The following is a 23,078-nucleotide window of genomic DNA, read 5'->3' on the forward strand; positions in this document are numbered from 1 at the left end:
TGTATAAATATCCTTTGCCTTTATTACTTTTAAGCCTATGGCCAGTAGCGGTTTTTTCTTTAGCGATCAACCTGCTCATAGCCAACATCCAGCTATATCTAACAAAGAAAAATATCAATCAACCTTGCTAACAAAAACAATAATGCCCTCAACACTGACAGAAAATGTCTGCAAGACAGTGCTGGAAAATGGTCTAACTGTCCTGACAAAGGAAGTTCATACTGCGCCAGTGGTGACGGTGCAGGTGTGGTATAAGGTTGGCTCACGCAACGAAGAACCGGGCGTGAATGGCATTGCCCACCAATTGGAACACATGATGTTTAAAGGCACTCTAAATCGTCCGATTCAATTTGGACGTTTGTTTAGTGCTTTAGGTAGTGATTCCAATGCTTTCACCAGTTATGATCAAACTGCATATTACGGTACTGTGGAACGAAACAAGCTGAAAGCGCTCTTGGTGTTGGAAGCAGATAGAATGCAAAATTCCCAGATTGAGCCAGAGCAATTAGCGAGTGAGAAGCGGGTAGTAATTTCCGAGTTGCAGGGTTACGAAAATAGCCCAGAATATCGTCTCAACCGCGCCGTCATGCAGGCGGTGTTTCCTAATCATGCTTATGGTTTGCCTGTAGGTGGTACTAAAGCTGATGTTGAGAAGTTTGAAGTTGAGCAGGTACAGAAATATTACCGCAATTTTTATAGTCCCGATAATGCCGTCTTAGTGATTGTTGGAGATTTTCAAACTGCAAATACCCTCGAAACAATTAAAGAAGTATTTGGGAAATTACCAAAGAAAGTGAGGAGTGAGGAGTTAGCTGACTTTTCACGCTATGTGGAAAAACAAACGCGAAACCTAACCCCCCAGCCCCCTTCCCTACCAGGGAAGGGGGAGAATTCAAAGCCTCTCTCCTTGCAGGAGAGAGGTTTGGAGAGAGGTTTTCCACATCCCGTGAAAAGTCAGAAGGAGTTAGGAGTTAAGAGTAAAAATACTGTTACCTCATCCCCCTCATCTCCCATCATATTGCGAGAACCAGGAGCAGGGCGGCTGTTACAAGTTGTGTATCCGCTACCCGATGCAAATCAACCAGATGTACCGGCGCTGGATGTGATGGATTACATCTTGACTGAAGGACGGAATTCTAGACTTTATCAGGTATTGGTGGAGTCGGGTTTAGCTAGTGAAGTTACAGCATCCGTTACCAGTTTGCGAGAATCTGGCTGGTATGAGGTGTTGGTAACGGCTGGTTCTAAAGAAGATTTGAAGAAAATTGACTCAGTGTTGAGCAGTGCGATCGCTAATGTAGCAGAAAAAGGCGTGACATCTGAGGAAGTTGAACGAGCCAAAACCCAATTAACAGCAGATGTAATTTTGAGTAACCGTGATATCACCTCTCAAGCAATGCGATTGGGCAATGACGAAACAACTGTTGGTGATTATCGCTACACAGACCTCTATTTGGCTGCTGTTCGTCTGGTGAAGCCGACGGATGTTGTCGCTGTGATCAACAAATACTTGACAAAAGGAGCCAGGACAGTAGGCTTTTTTGAACCAACCCAGAAGTTGATAACAGAAGTTGGTGACAAACCCGACTCAGCCCATACTACAGAAAATTTCTCTCCTGGCGCACCTGTGCTTTTGTCTGAGGTGGTGAAGTACTTACCACCTGTGGATTTGGCTACAGATGTGATCGCCCAAGTATTACCACAGGAATTTAAATTTACTAACGGACTGCGGATATTACTGTTACCAGATCATAGTACTCCCACCGTTACCCTGAGCGGACACATTCAAGCGGGGACGGAATTTGATCCAGACAATAAAGCTGGACTGGCTACTTTTGTGGCAGAGAATTTGCTCAGTGGCACTAATAGCAAGGATGTCTTAACTATTGCCAAAGTCTTGGCAGAACGTGGGGCGAGTTTAGACTTTCAAACCTACCGCGAAGGTGTGCATATTGAGGGCGATAGTTTAGCAGAGGATTTGCCGATACTACTGGAGATATTGGCGGATGTTGTTAAAAATAGTACTTTTCCAGTTAAAGAGTTGGAATTGCATCGCCAACAAACTTTAAATGATCTGCAACTGGAATTAGATGAGCCATCAGAAGTAGCTAGAAGAATATTTGTTCAGTCAATTTATCCGAAAAAACATCCCTTACATACCTTTCCCACAGAGGAGAGTTTACAGCAGATTCAGCACCAGGATGTGATTGAGTTCAAAGCTAAACATTATCGTCCAGATACGACAGTGCTAGCGCTGGTGGGAGATTTTGATCTAGACAAAGTGCGATCGCTGATTCAAAATAAGTTTGGTAACTGGGAAGTTAGCGGCCAAGCACCCACATTAAAATATCCCCCGGTGGCAATGCCGGAGAAAATAGTCAGTATAAACCCAGTTTTAGCAGATAAAACCCAAGCTGTTACATATATGGGTTATACAGGCATTAACCGTTATGATCCTCGGTTTCATGCCGCCTTAGTCTTGAATCAGATTTTGGGAGGCGATACCTTATCTAGTAGACTAGGTGCAGAAGTGCGCGATCGCCAAGGTTTGAGCTATGGAATTTATAGCTACTTCCAAGCCGGGAAGAATGCCGGGACATTTTTGATTGAAATGCAGACTAGTCCAGAAGATAGCATTAAAGCGATCGCTAGCACCCGCCAAATACTACAGCAAATCCATCAACAAGGCGTTACCGCACTGGAAGTAGAAACAGCTAAACGCACTCTCATCAGCAACTACAACGTTTCTCTGGCAAACCCAGAAGAATTAACAGATAGAATTCTGATGAATGAGGTATATGGACTAGATAAAATAGAATTGCACTCCTTAACTGATAAAATCCAGAAAGTCACTCTTAACCAAGTTAATCAAGCCGCTCGTGAGTTACTCCACCCAGATAAAATCGTGGTTGTCACTGCTGGACCATCTGTGTTAGTAGATAAAAGCATTAAAGGGACTTCCAAATAAAAAAATATCAAATTAACTCTTGTGGGGTGGGCTGAAAAGCTCGCCCTGATTATGTAACTTGAATGCCGATTAGCTTAGTACTTTGTCAAACTAGGTTTTGAAGGAGTCTTAGCTTGAATTTAAGCGTATATCCTCCCCACTCCCCACTTTCAAGAAGAAACAGCTTTCAAATGTGGGATATGAGACAGGTAGTTCGAGTCAATAACCCGATTCCGCCCAGTATTTTTAGCCTGTAACAGACATTGATCGGCACGATGCAGCAGACTCTCTCCTTGCTCATCATCCTCAGATCGGAGAGAGGCTGTGCCCAGGCTAATGGTGATATTAATTGTTAGTTTATTGTTGAGTGCAAATGGTTCGTCGCTGATGATGCGATTGAGACGACGGGCTACTAATAGTGCTTCGTCATCGCTAGTGTTAGCTAGAATAATTACAAATTCTTCGCCACCATAGCGAAATGCTGTATCTTGACAGCGCAGATTGTGGCGCAAACGCTGACATAATACTTGCAAAACGCGATCGCCTACTAAATGCCCGTGAGTATCGTTAACTTTTTTGAAATGATCTACATCCAGAATAATCAAACTCAGGGAATTTTCTTGAGTCCTAGCTCTTTTAATTTGCCTGGGTAAGTCCCATTCTAAAGCACGGCGATTATTTAATTCTGTCAAGGAATCGGCTAAGGCGATCGCAGATAACATATCATTTGCCCGAATCAAATCTCGGTATTTTTGTGCTTTCCGCAAGCCAACTGTCAATTGAGCAAGTATTAGTCCATGATTGGCAGTCAAGTCTGTCAAGCTATGATCTGTTTTTTCTTCAATAAGATGCCAAATATAAGCATCGGCTCCTTGCTTTAGTGCTGCGGCACTCATCTCCAATTCCCTGTGCCAACCCTTATTTCTCTCAGTCATCAGCTGGGGACGATCCTCAAAGAGAATACAGTATATCCACGATAGTTTTGTCTGGTCTTTCAACCAACTACACAGTTCCATACTGCAATCCAGGCTAGCCTGTACCAGTATTATATCGGGAGGTGTGATTTTAATTCGTGACACTGCCTGATTCAGATTGTCTATAACTTCTACACTATAAGCAGTCCCATAACGGATCTGATCTGGAAGTGTGGCGATAAAATTATTTTTTCCAAAGATCAGAATAGAAATATTCATTGGTTTATTTTTTATCCTATTTCAACTTTAAAGAGATTGACTTGATTAACTTACTGCACTTATTACCTAATACTAAATATGATATTCTAGGCTGAGTTATATTTTTTGATATATGATTTTACAAATGCAGATTCTACAGTTATTTTTCAAATTAAATCTCCTTTTAAGGCTTTGTAAGGCTTTATATTTACTACTACAATTTCTGAAATATCCTCTTCTGACAACTAATGTCTTCTTTACAGTTTGTTTTTAAAACAGTAAAAATACTGAATATTATTTGGTTGCCTAAAACTCCTTACTGGAGTTTCTTAAGTGTTATTTTGCTAATTAAATTGCCAAAAAAATAGTTTTTCATAACCATCACATCAGAGAGCTAAATTTCTTCCTAAGTAGAAAAATAAAGAAAACATAAAAATTTTCATCTAATTGTCAAAACCATTTTTTTATTGAATTAAAAATGTTATTTTTCATATAACATTTCAGCCTTTTTCTTTAAGAATTAGGCTTTGATCAATAATCAATGTAAGAGTTTAATTGCCAAAAAGATCCGGATCAAATAGACAATAGGACTATTACCTACTATGAATAGTAGGCTGATGGCACTAACATCCCCGACAATTACAGATCGAATTTATCGGGCAAAAATTTCCAATTATAAGTCAGCGAAGAGGAAAAGTGTCAAAACCTGCCCCTAAGTGGGTAAATTACTTTTATTCCGCCTGTAGAAAGGGCGGAATAAATATAGAAAATCTTGTGAGCTTCGCCTGAGATATTACTACAATGTAAACTTCTGTGAAAAGCTAGAACCTGATCAATAACCTTCGACTGTGTAACCAGCAGCAACAATTACCTGTTTGATTGACTCCTCAGAAGCTGCGGATTCCACTGTGACAGTTTTAGCGTTAACATCGACATCCACCTTGGCATCAGGTTCCATAACGTGGATAGATTCAGTAATGGTTTCAGCGCAGCCCTCACAAGCAATATTTGATACTTTCAGTTTTAGTGCCATTTGTTACCTCAGTATGTGAATTTGACAGTATTTCTTAAGGATTAATGTTAAGCCTTGAAATGCAATCGCGCATCCTACCAGAGTCAGGTTATGGTGTAAAAGCGTCCTAATCGCTGCATTTTGCTCACCGAATGGCAAAATTCGCTGGCAGTAATATGAAAGAAAATGCAAGAATATATGAAGCTATTTATGAAAATACACTTATCTAGTGCCGCTACGCCCAAGTCTCAAGTTAAAAACACCTATGTCTTCAAATCCCCAGTACCTAAGCGGTAACGAAATTCGCCAGATATTTCTCGACTTCTTTGCCCAACGGGAACACCAAATCCTTCCAAGTGCCTCCCTCGTGCCAGAAGATCCAACCGTGCTGCTGACGATCGCGGGGATGCTACCATTTAAGCCGATATTCTTGGGGCAGCGCACACCAGAATTTAAGCGGGCTACGACTTCGCAAAAGTGTATCCGCACCAATGACATCGAAAATGTTGGACGCACTAAACGGCATCACACGTTTTTTGAGATGTTGGGCAATTTCAGCTTTGGTGATTATTTTAAAGAACAAGCGATCGCTTGGGGTTGGGAAATCTCTACACAAGTGTTTGGCTTTTCCCCCCAAAATCTCGTCGTCAGCGTTTTTGAAGAGGATGATGAAGCCTTTGGAATTTGGCGCGATCAAATCGGTGTGCCGGTAGCCAGAATTAAACGCTTGGGCGAAGATGATAACTTTTGGGTATCTGGCCCCACTGGCCCTTGCGGCCCTTGTTCGGAAATTTATTATGACTTCCACCCAGAACGCGGCGACGAAAATATAGATTTAGAAGATGATACCCGATTCATCGAGTTTTATAACCTGGTGTTCATGCAATATAACCGGGATACTTCCGGGAATTTAACGCCACTGCAAAACAAGAACATCGACACCGGCATGGGTTTGGAGAGAATGGCGCAAATTCTCCAAAAAGTGCCTAATAACTACGAAACTGACCTAATTTTCCCAATTATTCAAACAGCAGCCCAAATTGCTGGTGTTGATTACCACAGCAGCGACGAGAAAACCAAAACTTCCCTAAAAGTCATTGGCGATCATGTTCGTTCGGTTGTCCACATGATTGCTGACGAAATCCGCGCTTCCAATGTGGGGCGGGGTTATGTGTTGCGGCGGTTAATTCGGCGGGTGGTGCGTCATGGCCGATTAATTGGAATTTCTGGCGAATTTACTACCCAAATTGCTGAAACTGCGATCGCTCTTTCCGAATCAGCTTACCCCAATGTGCGCCAACGCGAAGCAGCAATTAAAGCTGAGTTGCAACGGGAAGAATCCAATTTCCTCAGAACTCTAGATAGAGGCGAAAAACTTCTAGAAGAAATCATCCAAGAGGTGAAACAGCGAGGGGAAACTCAAATTAGCGGTGAAAGTGCATTTACCCTCTATGACACCTACGGATTTCCCCTGGAACTTACTCAAGAAGTTGCCGAGGAAAATAATCTGACAGTTGATGAGGCGGGATTTAATATCGAAATGCAAAAGCAGGTGGAACGTGCCAAAGCAGCACATGAAACCATCGATTTAACTGTGCAAGGTTCCCTCGACAAACTAGCAGAACACATCCAAGTTACCGAGTTTTTAGGCTATATCCAATCGGCGGCAACTGCGAAAGTTGAAGCGATTTTAGTAGAAGGTGTTTCCCAAGAAGAAGCAGAAGCAGGGACACAGGTACAAATTGTTCTTGACAAAACGCCATTTTATGCTGAATCTGGCGGACAAATTGGCGATCGCGGTTATATCTCTGGTGATGGGATCGTTGTTCGGGTGGAAGACATGAAGAAAGAATCTGATTTCTTTGTTCACTTCGGACGCATAGAACGCGGTACACTGCGCGTAGGCGATAATGTTACAGCCCAAATTGATCCGGCTTGTCGCCGTCGCGCCCAAGCTAACCATACCGCAACGCACCTGTTGCAAGCGGCTTTGAAAAAAATCGTTGATGATGGCATATCTCAAGCTGGTTCTCTGGTTTCCTTTGACAGGTTGCGCTTTGACTTCAACTGTCCCCGCGCGTTGACAGCAGAGGAAGTTCAACAAATTGAAGAACAAGTGAACACTTGGATTGCCGAAGCACATACTGCAAAGGTGGAAGTATTACCTTTAGCAGAGGCGAAAGCTAAGGGTGCTGTTGCCATGTTCGGAGAAAAATATGGCGATGAAGTGCGGGTAATTGACTTCCCTGGCGTATCAATGGAACTATGCGGTGGGACTCATGTCAGTAATACGGCTGAAATTGGCGTTTTTAAGATTATCTCAGAAGCTGGTGTGGCTTCTGGAGTGCGGCGCATTGAAGCTGTATCAGGGCCAGCAATCCTAGATTATCTCAATCTGCGGGATAAAGTAGTTAAAGATTTGAGCGATCGCTTTAAAGTTAAACCCGAAGAATTACCAGACAGAATCACAAGTCTGCAAAGCGAACTCAGAAATAGCCAGAAAGAATTAGAAACCTTAAAGGTGCAGTTAGCGATCGCCAAATCTGACAGCTTGTTACAAACAGCAGAAACAGTAGGCGATCATCGAATTATCGTCGCCCAATTAGAAAATGTTGATCCAGAATCCTTGAAAACCGCAGCCGAACGCTTATTGCAAAAAATCGGTAACGGTGCAGTGGTACTGGGTTCTATTCCTGAAGAAGATAAGGTTAGCATAGTAGCAGCTTTTAGTCCCGAAGTCAATAAAAAAGGTTTGCAAGCAGGTAAATTTATCGGTGCGATCGCTAAAATTTGCGGCGGTGGTGGCGGCGGAAGACCGAACTTAGCCCAAGCCGGCGGACGCGATGCAAGTAAATTACCAGATGCATTAGCACACGCGGAAAGTGATTTAAAGTCCGCGTTGGGTTAACTATCTGGGGACTGGGGACTGGGGACTGGGCAAGAAAATATGAGTAATATCAGGTTCAGTTAAGGGACTTCCAACAAATAAATTATCCAATCTTGTGGGGTGGGCATCTTGCCCGCCCTTAGCTGTGGGCGGGCAAGATGCCCACCCCACAAGAAATAGTTGAGTATTTTTTTATTTGTCAGTCTTCTAAGAATCTCTTAAAGTCCCCCAATTTATCGGGGGATTTAGGGGGATCTAAAAAATTAAGAGGCTAAACGAGTAGTTTGAAAACACGCCCCAATGCCCAATCCCCAGTCCCCAATCCCCAATCCCCAATTCAACCAGAGATAAAAGCGATCGCTATCCCCAAAAAAACTTAACATTAACCATAGAAGTGTTAATTTTTCATCATACAAACTCATGGGTTACTACATCGCTCCCCGATTTTTGGACAAACTTGCTGTCCACATCACTAAAAACTTTTTAAAGCTTCCTGGCGTGCGAGTACCCTTGATTTTGGGAATTCATGGACGCAAAGGTGAGGGTAAAACATTTCAATGTGAGTTAGTCTTCGAGAAAATGGGTATCGAAGTGACTCACGTATCAGGCGGCGAATTAGAAAGTCCCGATGCGGGAGATCCAGCGCGGTTGATTCGGCTGCGCTATCGAGAAACCGCAGAACTGATCAAAGTACGCGGCAAAATGTGTGTACTGATGATTAACGATTTAGATGCCGGCGCTGGACGCTTTGATGAAGGCACTCAATATACTGTAAATACCCAGTTAGTGAATGCCACACTGATGAATATTGCTGATAATCCCACAGATGTGCAGTTACCGGGAAGCTATGATTCCACACCTTTAAATCGTGTGCCGATTATTGTCACAGGTAATGATTTTTCTACCCTCTATGCACCGTTAATTCGGGATGGACGGATGGATAAATTCTATTGGGAACCCAATAGAGAAGACAAGGTGGGAATTGTCAAGGGGATTTTTGAACCAGATGGACTCTCAGCAAAGGAAGTTGAACAGCTAGTTGATACTTTTGTCAATCAATCCATTGACTTTTTTAGCGCTTTGCGATCGCGCATTTATGACGAACAAATCCGCAACTATATCCATAAAGTCGGCTTTGAGCAGGTATCCTTGAGTGTGGTTAACAGCACTGAAGGGCCACCAGAATTTAAAAAGCCCGATTTCAGACTGTCTCACTTAATCGAGTCTGGTAACTTCCTCGTTGGTGAGCAAAAACGGGTGGAAAATTCTCATTTGGTTGATGATTACAATCGACTAAATCGAGGGAGAAATTCTCAATCTGCACCACCTGCTGCTGTCACCCCAATTAGTCAGCCGTCAAATGGTGCAACCCAAGAAACAAAAACTAATGGATTCCAGAAACAGGAAGCATCGAGTACCCATTTAAGCTTAGATACACAAGCTCAAATTAGGCAATTATTATCTCAAGGTTACAAAATTAGCATTGAACACGTAGATGAGCGCCGCTTCCGTACAGGTGCTTGGCAAACTTGTGTTCATAGCCACATTGATGCCGAGTCTGATGCAATCTCAAATTTGGAATCAACTTTAACAGAATATAGCGGTGAGTATGTGCGTTTAGTAGGTATTGATCCAAAAGCCAAGCGGCGGGTAGTGGAGACAATTATTCAGCGTCCCAATGGCAAAAATTAGCACTCAGTTAAGTTATATTATCTCCGCTAAATTACAAAACTTACGCAAACAATAGCCAATACCCTGATTTTCATCTGTAGAGGAAATTCACTAATTGCCCCTACAGATGAATTCTAACCTTCTAACTACAAGTATTTGCCGAAGCTGAGTTCACTCTTGTTAAATCACCAGTGAATATTGCTGTGTATTGATAAGGTGATGAACCAGAGCAAATCATCGAATTTGTATCAGTGCGACGGGGAGTCCACCATGATTTTGCTTGCACAGTTAAATTTGTGCCATCCCATGATAAGTTGTTGACAACTAAAGAGTTTGTTTGTCCATTATCCGCCTTTTTAGCAGATAAAAATGTGGCATAAGAAACATCGCCATTATCTGGATTAATCCGGGCTATAACTGCGACTTTTGGCCCGCCTCCGCTACCATAGCTAGACAACCAACGCCCAGAGGCAAAGCGGCGAAAATCATTACCAGACTGACTGCCAGTAGAAGAGTAAACGCCATATAAAACATTGCCCCCATCCCAATACAATCCGTAACCTGTACCATCGTCGTTTGTTGTTTCGTAATCAGTATGGCACCATGTTTTTATGCCATTATTGAAGCGGATAGTTATAGGGTTTTTGTTATTTGAGAATTGCTGATAACCAATGTAAAAGCTTGTTGCTCCATTAACTACTCTAGACCCATTTTTGGCTTTGATTGTCGCTTCACTATCATTGCAACTGAATGTCACACCACTACCGATAGATGAATTTACAGTTTCGGCGAAAGCTGGAGGAGCTTTTTGGATGATTACTAAATCAGCTATTAGTAATATAGATAAAGAAAAACCTGCAAAAAACTTCTGTAATTTGCGAGAATAAATCATGGTATAAACCTGCCGAGAAAGTTCAAAGGGAAAGACCGTACAACTATAAACTCTAATTGGTATTTAGACAAGTCTCTTTTTTTTAATCCCATTTTATAACATTCTCAATACTACGAAAAATGAGACTATAGGACAAACTGCATAATATAATATGTATGAGAATGCCTGATATTAGCTGTATGTAATTGTTCCCGATCAAGGAGCATCAATGAATAAAATAAATTGGCATAGGCTATGGCCTAGGGTGCTTTTAGCAAGATAGGTTATTTCCGGGTTTTATTAATCATTACTTTGATGGTAGATAGATTCGCGCTTTACCTCTACCACAAATCCGCTAAAGGTAACGGAAAACGAATCACAGAGGACGCAGAGGTCACGGAGAAATGAGAGTTTGAGAGGGTTTTTGCGTAAGTCCTAGTTTAGTAAAATTATTGAATAATAATATTTGATCGGCATGAGTGAAACTACCCAAAATTGCCAGTTGACTGCTTTCGGCAAGGGATACTCAACGATGTTTAAGTGTCAGTGATGCCAAGGTGGTGACTCAATATTAGCCAATGATATGATGTCCGCCAAATCACCCATAATAAACAGTTTGTAGTGGGGACTTCAGTCCCGAAAGCCAGGACTAAAGTCCTTACTACGAACATTTTTATATTCAGGTTGATTAACCGGACATGATATGACAAAGAAATTTGGATAAGCCAATCTCACCTAAACCATCTCAAACTCTAATTGATGACTCTTGAGAAAATCATGGGTGAAATGATCCACCACATTTGTATCAGCTAGTTCTAAATTATAAAAATCCACAGATGTATGATCAAAATGGGGTCCAGCGTGCCAAGTACCCTCATGTAGCTTGATAAAACAATTGCCCGGAATACGGAAAGCAGCAATATCCTCTAATGCTGGTTCATTCACATCATTATCAGGAGGACAAACTGCAATTAACCAATCCTTACCTTCTAAAGAACCCAGACATTGAGTGCATTTCTGATGGCGAGTAATTTTGTGAAACTTTCGCCCTCTCTTCTCCAACCGCATAACATAAAATCGGGGAATCCCGTTTTGCAGGTTTAATTGGGCATCTTCCCCATCATAAACTTTGCCATCAAGACTTGCAAAAATCACCTGTCCATAAGGCCGAAAGTTTTCAGAAGTCACCCATTGTGCCTGTAATTGTTGGACTGTCTTTGATGTACTCATATCAAATCTGGGAGAAAGATTACTTAAGTTTATTTTCGCCCAAAATGACTGATTTTTATACAGTCATCATGGTGACTTCCTGAGTTGAATTGCCCGACATGATCAAAAAATAACCTCAGCTAGCGAGATAACTACGTACTTGTTCCTTTTGGCGGCGGAGGAGACTAAGAGCTTTTTGCTCTATTTGACGCACTCGTTCTCGACTAATACCCATGCGATCGCCAATCTGTGCTAAAGAAAGTTCATAGCCATCAGTTAGACCAAAGCGCAAGGTTAATATTTCTCGCTGCTGGGGAGACAACTTTGCCAACAAGTCTTGTAAATCTTGGTGGAGAGATTCTTCAACAGCATAGTCTTCAGGAGAAGGTCCATCATCCTCCAGTATGTCCTGCAACTCTGTATCTTGTTGTTCACCAACTCGCGCTTCTAAGGAGAAGGGTTGACGGGCCAAGTACAAACACTCTCGAACTTGGCTGGGTGTCAAAGATAACGCAGTAGCAATTTCAGCAGTGGTGGGAACGCGACCTAACTGTTGAGATAATTCTCGTTGCACCCGCTTAATTTTGTTCAGTTTCTCAAAGACGTGGATCGGTAAACGAATTGTACGTCCTTGTTGAGCGATCGCTCGTGTGATTCCTTGACGAATCCACCAGTAAGCGTAGGTAGAAAACTTATAACCAAGAGCGGGATCAAATTTATCCACCCCTCGCTCTAAACCCAAAGTACCTTCTTGAATTAAATCCATGAATTCCAGGTTGCGGTGCTGGTACTTCTTCGCTACTGCTACCACTAAGCGGAGATTAGCCTGAATCATTTTCTGTTTGGCTTGGTGTCCTTGACTTAGCTGTTGCTTTAGCACCTCAACACTTAACTCCACCTGAACTGCCCATTCTTCGAGGGTGGGTTCGTGGTTTAATTTCACAGCCAATTCTTCCTTAGCAGCGAGTAAATTCATCATCTGCTGCACCTGTTGGGCAAAAATAACCTCTTGTTCGCGAGTCAACAAATCTACACGCCCGATCTCTTGCAGATAACTACGCACAATATCATCTGTAGCTCGAGGCTTTTTATCTGCGACTAAACTTTTTTTCTTCGTTTTTTGAACTTCGGTATGTGGAGATGTTAAGCTGCTCATGGTTATTTGCTCCTCTGTAACGTCATCAATTTATTGGTATCAAGTCTAGATATTCAGACCCATAGCCATTTCACACTGCTAATCAATTGGCAATACTGATGAATTCTGGTCTATGATACATTACAAGTCAATTGTTGGAGATAATAAACCCAAAATCAACCCACCCCTTAATACTAACATCATCACCAGTGACAAATCAATTACCTCAAGGATCATCAGCATATCTTTGGAAGTAATTACACTTATTTTTCTTGGATCTTTGCAGATTTTCAAACACAATTATATTTACTTTAGTTATCCAATATATTTACTAGGAAAAACGAAAAATTGACTAAGCAACAATTTCATTACCTCAATTAAAAATAACCAATGCCAACATAATTATGAATTAGTAACCCACAGAATATTTATTTTGTGGAAATTTCAAGAGTCTGGTTCTAGTTCAATGTAATTCTCATTAAATGGAAATTGATTAAATATAAAATGTCCATTTTCTCCCTCTAATTTTTTGCTAGATCATCTAATCATATCAAGCTGTGTACGCAGTGGGCGATCGCTAAACATCAAAGAAAGCACTTTTCCTACTCTCCTGCTTAAGAACAGCTTTCTTTAGGAGTCCGGTCAAATAGTTGTAGTTAGGGATTTAGGATGATTAGTACACGGATATCTGCGACAATTGCGCTGGTGTCCGCAGACATCTGTATTAAATACGGTATTATCAATGTAATTACTCCTGGATACATTTTCTGAATTAAAAGTAGTGACAGTGGTAACATTATCACCAAGGATAATACTTGGCAAGACAGGAACGCCCGCGATCGCCACTAATATCCTAATTGAAACGAAAATATTTACCTTTAGGAGTAGGTAGTTGATCCAACAAGATTCTTAAGTTCTGGAATAAGTCGGAAATTATCTGAGATTCTTAAGGACTCTTAAATAAGCAACATCTCACAACTTTATCGCTGACTCTCTTTCACCTTAAGTTGACACGAAAGCACATCTATGCAGATGATTGACTTATAGCAAAGATTTTCGATAAAATGGTACTATTTGAAGTTTTAATCTAACTCTTTAACCATTACTTTAGCAGATATTGGTTAAGAAAAGCATTCACCTGATTGGCGCATAACCCGACATTAACTGTTTTTCCGGCTTTTCTGAGAATATCTAATCCTTGACCATTATTGCGGAGGTCTGGATCAAGTATAGATACATATATTTCATGTATCCGACTATCTTCAGCGATCGCTAAGGCACAAGCTGGTGTGCGTCCATGAAAAGAACAAGGTTCAAGAGTTACATACATTTTCAAGAAGTTGAAAGTTTGTCCTTGAATCTGTTGAAGTGCGTTAGCCTCAGCATGGTGTTTTCCCGGTGCTTGGGTGTATCCTTGAGCTACTATCTTTTGGGCATCTGTAATTACACAGCCGACTGGTGGGTTAGGCAAACATTCCGGTAAAGCTTTTCTGCTTTGAGCTAAAGCAGCGAGCATAAATATTTCATCCATATTTTCGCGTAAATTATCTAGATAAATTACACTACCCTGAATTAGTTATTTCCTTCTTGTTAAAAAAGTTCCAATATCAAAACTTAGTAACTGTCACACTAATACCAGAATCGAGTTTAGGAACCTTGAGATACTCAACTGGCTCAGAACTTTGAGAACTTTGGGTATTTGTTGGGTTCTGACATTGCTTAAAGAAAGCCTCTGGATTCTTGATCAACTCAAGTGGGTTAATCTTTGGGCATTCTTGCTCCCGCACCAGTGAAACTGATTCAGCAGTTTGTTTTGGATTATTAGTCTGTCCAATAAAGTTATTCCATGTAGTGTTAATCGTGGCTGGTTGTGTTAATAAAACTTCAGCTTGATTGCGATCGTGAAACAGCTCGTTCAGAGCATCGCCTGTTGTCATGGGAACATTCTCTTGGTTGGCATCTGCCCTGTGGGGGAGAGCGAGTGTGCTAATCACAACGACTAAGATGATAGAAGAGGATTTCATAATTCAATCTCTCAACATTTAATGTCAGTTTAATAATAAAAATTGGCTAGATACAGAAACCAAAAAATAGCAACGTAGTGTCAGTACTTCAGATTAACACACGTAGCAAGAAGTATAGCTAAACTTCATTAAAAATTTAGTGACATCTAGTAGACTGTGGCGGAACTTTACCGATCTTTAGCAAGTTGCTCTGAGCAATTTGTCTGGTTTTCCGTTTTTTTTGAACATATAATTAGAACTATCAAGGTTTTTCGGATAGCGGCAGAAAGATATCGCCTTCATCCTCATATATATGAGCAAGTAATTTTCAGTATTTGTGGTTTAGTGAGATTAAGAATTGGTTCATTGGTTTTGCCAGCTTTATCCTAATGTTTAAAAGTAGGTGCCTTATGAATTAATTATCAAGATTTTTCTGGGGTATACTAAGCTAAAACACATCTAATTTGCATATTAAAATTTTCTCAACATCTTCTGGGGTGGGCATCTTAGCCGCCTTTATTATGCAACTTAAATGCCGATTAGCTTATCACTAATTGTCTCTAGCCCTCATTATTACGTTGATCCATTAGCAAGCGATGTCTACGACGGGCTACACCTACGCCTTCAATTCATTCAGCAAAAATCGTTCAACAGCTTGCTGTACTAATATAGTCGTATCAATTAGGTTTCTAGCTCTGGTTATGACAACTCAGTTTTCCTGGACTAAACAGTGGTATCCTATTATTCCTTTAAGCTACTTAGATATTTTGAATCCCACTCCTATCACTCTTCTGGGGAAAAAACTGGTGATTTGGAGAGACAAAAATCAAAAGTGGATAGTAATGGATGATGTTTGTCCTCATAAGTTGGCGCGACTATCTATGGGAACCATCACTGAAGATGGGAACTTAATGTGTAGACATCACGGTTGGTGTTTTAACGGTGAAGGGAAATGCACTAAAATTCCCATGTTGGCTGGTAGCCAAGCAGAAGTAACTGCTTGTGATAGTTTCAGGTCAAGAGTTACAACATATCCTACACAAGTTATCCAAGAATTGCTTTGGGTATGGCCAGATGAGAGTTTAACAGCTTTTGAAGATTGTAACTCAAAGCAGCCAGCTACCATACCTGAGTCTAAACTAGATATATCTGCCACCTCCTGGCACATGACAGAAGTTCCAGTTGGTTACACCGTGTCTATTGAAAGTACTTTTGATCCTTCTCATGCAGAATTTCTTCATGAAGGAATAGGTGTTTTTTCACCTAAAACAGCTCTGCCTATGGAATATTTTGAATCTGTTGGAGAAATATCTGCTCAAGAAGGTTTTACTCTCAAACATCAAGGTTACAATCTCTTCAACAAAGATATGGAGGCGATGCGAAAGTTTACTCCACCCTCTTGTAATACTACCATATATCGTTATCCCAACGGCAAAACTATTATTTTTCAGTTGTATTTTGTTCCTACACAACCAGGTTACTGTAGATACATTGGCAAGTTTATTTCTGATGGAAGTTTAGTTAAAAGAAATTTTTGGGATGAGATGCTCCCAAAGGATTTACAAACTGGGTTACAGCACTTATCTACATACAAGCTAAGTGACCAAGATTTATCAGCTATGCATTCTCAGGAAGTGAATCAGTCATCATTAGATAAAAAATGGCAAAAGGCATACTTTATGCCTTCTCCCTCTGACGTGGGTATTATAACTTTCAGAAAATGGCTAGACGAATTTGCTGGAGGTAGTCCTTCATGGCAAGGGTGTGTAGAAGGTAGTGTTAAACAATTGAGTGATGAGCAACTATATGACCGATGGCATAGACATACAAAGCATTGTCCAAGTTGTCGTAATTCTCTAGTTTTTCTAGAAAAGGTACAATTTTTGGCTAATATTTGCATTGTGATCTTTGCATTGTTAACATTGGTTTTTATTTCGATAGGTGTTCACCTAAGTTTAGTATTGATATCAACCATGATTGCAGTACTGAGTTGTTTTTTATCATATAAATCTAACGATATCAAGCAGCTTTTTCTTAGTAGTATTCCCAATAGAGGTTTACCTTTGGTTAAACTTTATGGTGACAATGCAAAAAAGTGAACTAAATTATACTGCGACAAAAACTATCTAACTAAAAAACTGAATGAGACTGTTGACAATAAAGAAAACCCCAATTCCACTCAAAAGAAAGGGTAAGATTTTGCTGGTCAAACGATTTATTCGATAATAAAATCCTTCTAAATAACTAATAGCCTTGTCATTTAATACCAGATAGACAGCAACCATTATCAATAATGGAAAGATAAAAATCAAATCGTATAATGCCCAAATTAATATAAATATGGGGATTGAAAGATGGGCATCATTCATTTGCTTGAGGGCAGCAATATGAGGTAATGCAGTTGGAGTTTCCACAGCGACAATGGTAAAACCTAAGAGAAAAGTGTGCAGTGGCTTGAGTGAATGAGGGTGTAAAGTTTTTGTAGAAGCGTTAAAAATTTTTGGTGCGTTATATCCTACAATCAATAGTCCTATCCCGGCAAAGAATTGTAATCCATAAATACTCTCGCCAACAGAATTTAAAACTTCTTGAATTACTTGTCTCATCCCCCAAGCAATTAACAGTCCTGAAATCAAAAGGCCAATATATTCCCCAAGTGTAAAAGCTAATGCACGGATAACAGGCTTCGGTGTACTCAGTAGATAAATTTGCACTGCAAAGCCATTAGGATTAATACTACCAATTACTGAGATTGCTACCAGAGAAAGTAAAAAAGAACTCATATTTGAATAGAAAATTAGGTTTGAATTTTGTTAGTAAATCTTAAATAGGATGGACATAATAAACTACTGCTCATCTTGTTTCTCGTACAGTAATTTTATTTTGACTTTCTAAATAAATATGCTTTGGTTAAGGCTAAAAACTAAAACTAATGTAGGTTAGCTTGAGGAACGAAACCCAACATTATCAACCATTTGTTAGGTTTCGCTATTGCTCAAACCAACCTACTATTTTTCTTAACCCAAGCGGATTGTTTTCTAAAAGACTTCTTACAGTTAAGTAAAATATATCAGAGATTCCCGACCCCATACCCCACAAAAAAGAATAAATCACTTTAAAGTCTTATCAACCACACACCTTGGCGGTTGAGTACATTATTAATACATATTAATAGATGCAAGATTGCAGATGAGATATTAATAGATGCAGTATTTGTTGAAAGATAAATTATCCTTTGATCACGGAGTAAATCCTACCGCTAAATCTTTAACGCATACAATACGCTCACTTTCTAATTTTGGTTATTTGTAATTCTTCTACTCACACCTTCTGATCATCCAGCTTAGAGGCGGGGACAAAAATCATCTTATGAACAAAACCTTTGCAACCATTGATGGCAATGAGGCTGTCGCCCGTGTTGCTTACAAATTAAATGAAGTCATTGCCATTTATCCTATCACCCCCTCTTCAGCAATGGGTGAATGGGCAGATGCTTGGTCAGCAGAAAGTCGTCCCAACCTCTGGGGTACTATTCCCAGCGTCGTGCAGATGCAGAGCGAAGGGGGAGCGGCTGGTGCTGTGCATGGGGCATTACAAACAGGTTCCCTGAGTACCACCTTCACGGCATCTCAGGGATTATTGTTAATGATCCCCAACTTCTACAAAATTGCTGGTGAACTGACTAGCGCTGTGGTTCACGTTGCCGCCCGTTCTTTGGCTACCCATGCGTTATCAATTTTTGGCGATCATAGCGATGTGATGGCAGCTCGTGCGACTGGTTTTGCCCTGCTGTGTTCGGCTTCGGTGCAAGAAAGTCAAGATTTTGCTCTCATTGCTCATGCTGCTACCCTAGAGACGCGAGTCTCATTTATGCACTTCTTTGACGGCTTCCGCACATCACATGAAGTGCAGAAGGTAAAATTGCTTTCAGATGATGATTTGCGATCGCTCATCCACGATCATCTAATACTCGCCCACCGCAGCCGTGCCCTCACCCCAGATCGTCCCGTATTGCGCGGTACTGCCCAAAACCCCGATGTGTACTTCCAAGGACGTGAAGGCGCTAACCTTTACTACAATGCCTGTCCAGGAATTGTCCAGCGCATCATGGATGAATTTGGAGAACGCACGGGAAGGCATTACAAAATTTATGAATATTATGGTGCCAAGGATGCCGATCGCGTTATCGTTCTTATGGGTTCAGGCTGTGAAACCGTCGAAGAAACAGTAGATTATCTTAACGCCCGTGGTGAAAAACTTGGTCTAGTGAAAGTGCGACTTTACCGCCCTTTTGATGTTGAAAGGTTTGTTGCAGTATTGCCAACTAGTGTACAAGCGATCGCAGTTCTTGACCGCACCAAAGAAGCCGGTAGCGCCGGGGAACCGTTGTATTTAGATGTCGTGGCTGTTATCCATGAAGTATGGGGAATGGGGCATGGAGAGAATGAAAAATTACCTCTTTCCCCTCTGCCTAAAATCATCGGTGGTCGTTATGGTCTTTCTTCTAAAGAATTTACTCCGGCGATGGTGAAGGGTATCTTCGATAATCTCGCGCAAAGCCAGCCGAAGAAGCATTTTACTATCGGGATTAATGACGATGTTACTTACACTTCTCTAAGCTTTGACCCTAATTTCTCTACAGAATCGGATGACGTTGTTAGGGCAATGTTCTATGGGTTAGGTGCTGATGGCACTGTTGGGGCTAATAAAAATTCTATCAAGATTATTGGTGAAGAAACCGACAATTACGCCCAAGGCTACTTTGTCTATGATTCCAAAAAATCTGGCTCAATAACCGTCTCTCACCTCCGCTTCGGTAAAAAACCAATTCGCTCTACCTACCTAATTGACCAAGCCAACTTTATTGGTTGTCATCACTGGGGATTTTTAGAACGCATAGATATTTTGAAGGCTGCTATTCCTGGGGCGACTTTGTTGCTTAACAGTCCATACAATGCAGATACCGTCTGGGAATATCTGCCGGTGAAGGTGCAGCAGCAAATTATTGAGAAGCATTTGAAGTTATACGTAATCAATGCTAGCCAGGTTGCCCGCGACAGTGGCATGGGTGGCAGAATTAACACCATTATGCAAGTATGCTTCTTTGCCTTAGCGGGTGTCTTGCCACAGGAAGAAGCGATCGCTAAAATCAAACAAGCCATTGACAAAACCTACGGTAAAAAAGGCGTAGAAGTTGTCCGCATGAACCTGCAAGCCGTAGACAACACCCTAGACAACTTGCATAAAGTAGATGTCCCACAAACAATCAATAATCTAAAATCTCAAATCGTTCGACTGAGCGAAGCCGAAGTCCAAAATCCAAAATTGCTCGATTCTGCTCCCGAATTTGTGCGGGAAGTTCTCGGCAAAATCATGATCTGGGAAGGTGATGATTTACCTGTTAGCACACTACCTGTTGATGGCACCTTTCCCGTTGGTACTGCCAAGTGGGAAAAACGCAACGTTGCTGAAGAGATACCTGTGTGGGAGCCGGATGTCTGCGTTCAATGTGGTAAGTGCGTGATGGTTTGTCCCCACAGTGCCATCCGTGCAAAGGCTTATGAAGCGGATGAGTTAGTCAATGCACCAGGAACCTTCAAATCAACTAGTGCAAAAGATAAAGATTTTGCCAATCAAAAATTTACGATTCAAGTTGCCCCAGAAGATTGCACGGGATGTACTATTTGTGTAAATATCTGCCCTGCTAAAAGTAAATCTGAGCCATTGCAGAAAGCGATTAATATGGCAAAGCAGTTGCCATTACAAGAGCAAGAGCGGAAAAACTGGGATTTCTTTTTGAGTTTACCTAATCCTGACAGGCGATCGCTAAAATTAAATCAGATTCGCCAACAACAACTCCAAGAACCTTTATTTGAATTCTCTGGTGCTTGTGCAGGTTGTGGTGAGACGCCTTATTTAAAATTATTAACACAACTGTTTGGCGATCGCGCCGTCATCGCCAATGCTACAGGTTGTTCCTCAATTTATGGTGGAAATCTCCCCACAACACCTTGGACAACCAACGCCCAAGGACGCGGCCCAGCGTGGTCTAATAATTTATTTGAAGATAACGCCGAATTTGGTTTTGGCTTCCGCCTTTCCCTCGATAAACAAGCAGAGTTTGCGGCGGAATTGTTGCAAAAATTGGGGAGTGAAATAGATGAAAACCTTACCCAGTCGATCCTGAAAGCTGAACAAAAATCTGAGGCTGACATTTGGGAACAGCGCGAAAGGATAGAACTGTTGCAGCAGAAATTAGATGAAATCGTAACTTTCGATCCTAATCTAAAATCCAAAACTTGTACTGAGCGACTTGCCTTGAGCGTTCGCGTAGCGTCTCGTAGAGAAGTCGAAAGGAGTCGAAGTATCCAAAATCTCAAATCCCTTGCAGATTACTTGGTGAGAAAAAGCGTCTGGATTGTAGGCGGTGACGGCTGGGCTTATGATATTGATTTTGGCGGTATCGATCATGTAATCGCCAGTGGTCGAAATGTCAACATCTTGGTAATGGATACAGAAGTGTATTCTAATACAGGCGGTCAATCTTCCAAAGCTACGCCCAGAGCAGCAGTTGCTAAATATGCCGCCAGTGGTAAGCCCGCACCAAAAAAAGACTTGGGTATGATTGCCATGACCTACGGAAATGTCTACGTAGCGAGTGTAGCCCTTGGTGCTAGAGATGAACATACCCTGAAGGCATTTTTGGAAGCAGAAGCTTATGATGGGCCATCACTGATTATTGCTTACAGCCATTGCATCGCCCACGGCATTGATATGACCACAGGGATGAATCATCAAAAAACTCTGGTAGAATCAGGACGTTGGTTGCTGTATCGACATAATCCAGAGTTACTCAAACAGGGTAAAAATCCATTGCAATTGGATATGCGATCGCCTACGCAATCGGTAGAACATTCCATGTATCAAGAAAATCGCTTCAAAATGCTCACCAAGAGTAAACCCGATGTAGCCAAACACTTATTAGAACAAGCTCAATCTGAGGTAGATGCCCGTTGGCAGATGTACCAATATCTGGCAAAGCGTGATGTTGATCACTAAATACATGAGTATAAATATAAGGGACTGACAAATAAAGAAAACATCCCAAATTTTCTTGTGGGACGGGTGTCCTCACCCGTCCTATATTCGGGTTCGGGCGGGCAGGATGCCACGGGCGTAAACGTAGTCGCGGGTGCGAGAATCCACCGGGTTAGTAAAGATTTTATTTGTAGTACCAAATTCAACCATTTGAGTAATGCGATTTTCATTACTATAAAAGAAAGCCGTAAAATCAGATAAGCGAGTAACTTGCTGCATATTGTGACTAACAATCACAATTGCCAACTCAGAGCGCAAATTATTGATCAGATTCTCAATCTTTATGCTACCTATAGGATCAAGACCTGAACAAGGTTCATCCATTAACAGAACTTTCGGTTTGACTGCTAAAGCACGGGCAATACATAATCTTTGTTGTTGCCCCCCAGAAAGCTCTAAAGCCGACTTGTGCAGCTTATTTTTCACTTCATCCCAAAGTTCAGCAGCTTTGAGGGCAAATTCTACAATTCCATCTAATTCTGCTTTCGGATGCCATCCAACTAACTTCACCCCATAAGCAACATTATCGTAAACGCTCATGGGGAAAAGATTTGGCTTCGGAAAAACCATACTTACTTGGCGACGTAAGCGACTGATGTTGACACGACGCTCATAAATACTCTGTCCAAAAAATTCTACTTTTCCTTCAACCCTTACTTCTCCTTCTAGTTCACTCATGCGATTTAACGATTTAAGAAAAGTAGACTTGCCACAACCACTAGAGCCAATAATTGCCGTGACTTGGTTTTGGTAAATATCCATTGACACGCCTTCAACTATCTCTTGAGTGTTGTAATATAAGCTGAAGTTTTTGACTCTGATGGCTGGAATTAATTTACTCATATTCCCAAAACGTGTGAAACAAAATTTGACTAAGTAAAGTAGTACAAATCAGCGTTGCTGTTTCACTATGTTACCCCCAAAAGAGTATCTTCATGGAAATTACGTAGTTATATAGTAGTCAAGCAGCAGATAACCTGGTATTAGATATTTATATTCAGATTTTGTCTCAAAATTTATTTTTTACAGACTTTTTATTATGTTTAACCTCAAAACTTTTTGGGTTTTGAGGC

Annotated in this window: 15 protein-coding genes; 5 read left to right on the forward strand and 10 right to left on the reverse strand. The window is 41.1% G+C overall.

All coding sequences use genetic code 11. The features are described 5' to 3' along the window. Positions 1–142 precede the first annotated feature (142 nt). Positions 143–2,968 (forward strand): M16 family metallopeptidase, encoded by a 2,826-nt coding sequence (locus V7K50_RS24935; RefSeq protein ID WP_442944665.1) that lies wholly within the window; start codon positions 143–145, stop codon positions 2,966–2,968. 149 nt (positions 2,969–3,117) lie between these two features. Here V7K50_RS24935 and V7K50_RS24940 read toward each other — a convergent pair whose 3' ends face one another. Next, entirely contained in the window at positions 3,118–4,140 is a 1,023-nt protein-coding gene (locus V7K50_RS24940) for a GGDEF domain-containing protein (RefSeq protein WP_334964782.1), read from the reverse strand. An 811-nt stretch (positions 4,141–4,951) separates the two neighbouring features. Then, on the reverse strand, positions 4,952–5,152 hold the full coding sequence (locus V7K50_RS24945; RefSeq protein WP_190958176.1) for a heavy-metal-associated domain-containing protein: 201 nt from the start codon (positions 5,150–5,152) through the stop codon (positions 4,952–4,954). Between the two features lie 244 nt (positions 5,153–5,396). Here V7K50_RS24945 and alaS point away from each other — a divergent pair, with 244 nt between their 5' ends. Continuing rightward, positions 5,397–8,039 carry an alanine--tRNA ligase gene (alaS, locus tag V7K50_RS24950; protein ID WP_334964790.1) on the forward strand — a complete coding sequence of 881 codons (2,643 nt, stop codon included), beginning with the start codon at positions 5,397–5,399 and terminating at the stop codon, positions 8,037–8,039. A 242-nt stretch (positions 8,040–8,281) separates the two neighbouring features. Here alaS and V7K50_RS24955 read toward each other — a convergent pair whose 3' ends face one another. Then, positions 8,282–8,440 carry a hypothetical protein gene (locus V7K50_RS24955; RefSeq protein ID WP_334964792.1) on the reverse strand — a complete coding sequence of 53 codons (159 nt, stop codon included), beginning with the start codon at positions 8,438–8,440 and terminating at the stop codon, positions 8,282–8,284. On the opposite strand from V7K50_RS24955, the gene V7K50_RS24960 reads away from it, so the two are divergent. Beyond that, entirely contained in the window at positions 8,439–9,710 is a 1,272-nt protein-coding gene (locus V7K50_RS24960) for a ribulose bisphosphate carboxylase small subunit (RefSeq protein ID WP_334964793.1), read from the forward strand. The two genes, V7K50_RS24955 and V7K50_RS24960, sit on opposite strands and share 2 nt — an antisense overlap. 121 nt (positions 9,711–9,831) lie before the next feature. Here V7K50_RS24960 and V7K50_RS24965 read toward each other — a convergent pair whose 3' ends face one another. The 5 genes from V7K50_RS24965 to V7K50_RS24985 all read right to left on the reverse strand — a co-directional run bounded on the left by V7K50_RS24965 (position 9,832) and on the right by V7K50_RS24985 (position 14,928). Continuing rightward, complete coding sequence (locus V7K50_RS24965; protein ID WP_334964795.1) at positions 9,832–10,581, reverse strand: hypothetical protein; 750 nt, start codon at positions 10,579–10,581, stop codon at positions 9,832–9,834. Between the two features lie 714 nt (positions 10,582–11,295). After that, a complete protein-coding gene (locus V7K50_RS24970; RefSeq protein WP_334964797.1) occupies positions 11,296–11,790 on the reverse strand; it encodes an ureidoglycolate lyase in 495 nt (164 codons plus the stop codon). 115 nt (positions 11,791–11,905) lie between these two features. Next, complete coding sequence (locus tag V7K50_RS24975; protein ID WP_334964799.1) at positions 11,906–12,925, reverse strand: RpoD/SigA family RNA polymerase sigma factor; 1,020 nt, start codon at positions 12,923–12,925, stop codon at positions 11,906–11,908. Positions 12,926–14,006: 1,081 nt separating this feature from the next. Then, entirely contained in the window at positions 14,007–14,435 is a 429-nt protein-coding gene (locus V7K50_RS24980) for a bifunctional diaminohydroxyphosphoribosylaminopyrimidine deaminase/5-amino-6-(5-phosphoribosylamino)uracil reductase RibD (RefSeq protein WP_334964801.1), read from the reverse strand. 76 nt (positions 14,436–14,511) lie between these two features. After that, on the reverse strand, positions 14,512–14,928 hold the full coding sequence (locus V7K50_RS24985; protein WP_334964803.1) for a hypothetical protein: 417 nt from the start codon (positions 14,926–14,928) through the stop codon (positions 14,512–14,514). A 680-nt stretch (positions 14,929–15,608) separates the two neighbouring features. Between V7K50_RS24985 and V7K50_RS24990 the strand changes: the two genes are divergently transcribed. Further along, the gene (locus V7K50_RS24990; protein WP_334964805.1) at positions 15,609–17,006 is read left to right on the forward strand and encodes an aromatic ring-hydroxylating dioxygenase subunit alpha; all 1,398 of its coding nucleotides are present in this window, start codon (positions 15,609–15,611) and stop codon (positions 17,004–17,006) included. Between the two features lie 27 nt (positions 17,007–17,033). On the opposite strand, the gene V7K50_RS24995 is transcribed toward V7K50_RS24990, so the two are convergent. After that, positions 17,034–17,690 (reverse strand): GAP family protein, encoded by a 657-nt coding sequence (locus V7K50_RS24995; protein WP_334964807.1) that lies wholly within the window; start codon positions 17,688–17,690, stop codon positions 17,034–17,036. Between the two features lie 586 nt (positions 17,691–18,276). On the opposite strand from V7K50_RS24995, the gene nifJ reads away from it, so the two are divergent. Further along, positions 18,277–21,966, forward strand: a complete 3,690-nt coding sequence (gene nifJ / locus V7K50_RS25000; RefSeq protein WP_334964809.1) for a pyruvate:ferredoxin (flavodoxin) oxidoreductase — start codon at positions 18,277–18,279, stop codon at positions 21,964–21,966. An 81-nt stretch (positions 21,967–22,047) separates the two neighbouring features. Here nifJ and V7K50_RS25005 read toward each other — a convergent pair whose 3' ends face one another. Continuing rightward, on the reverse strand, positions 22,048–22,848 hold the full coding sequence (locus V7K50_RS25005) for a phosphate ABC transporter ATP-binding protein (RefSeq protein ID WP_334964811.1): 801 nt from the start codon (positions 22,846–22,848) through the stop codon (positions 22,048–22,050). Positions 22,849–23,078 lie beyond the last annotated feature (230 nt).

The sequence above is a fragment of the Nostoc sp. genome (assembly GCF_036917135.1).
Lineage (GTDB): Bacteria > Cyanobacteriota > Cyanobacteriia > Cyanobacteriales > Nostocaceae > Nostoc.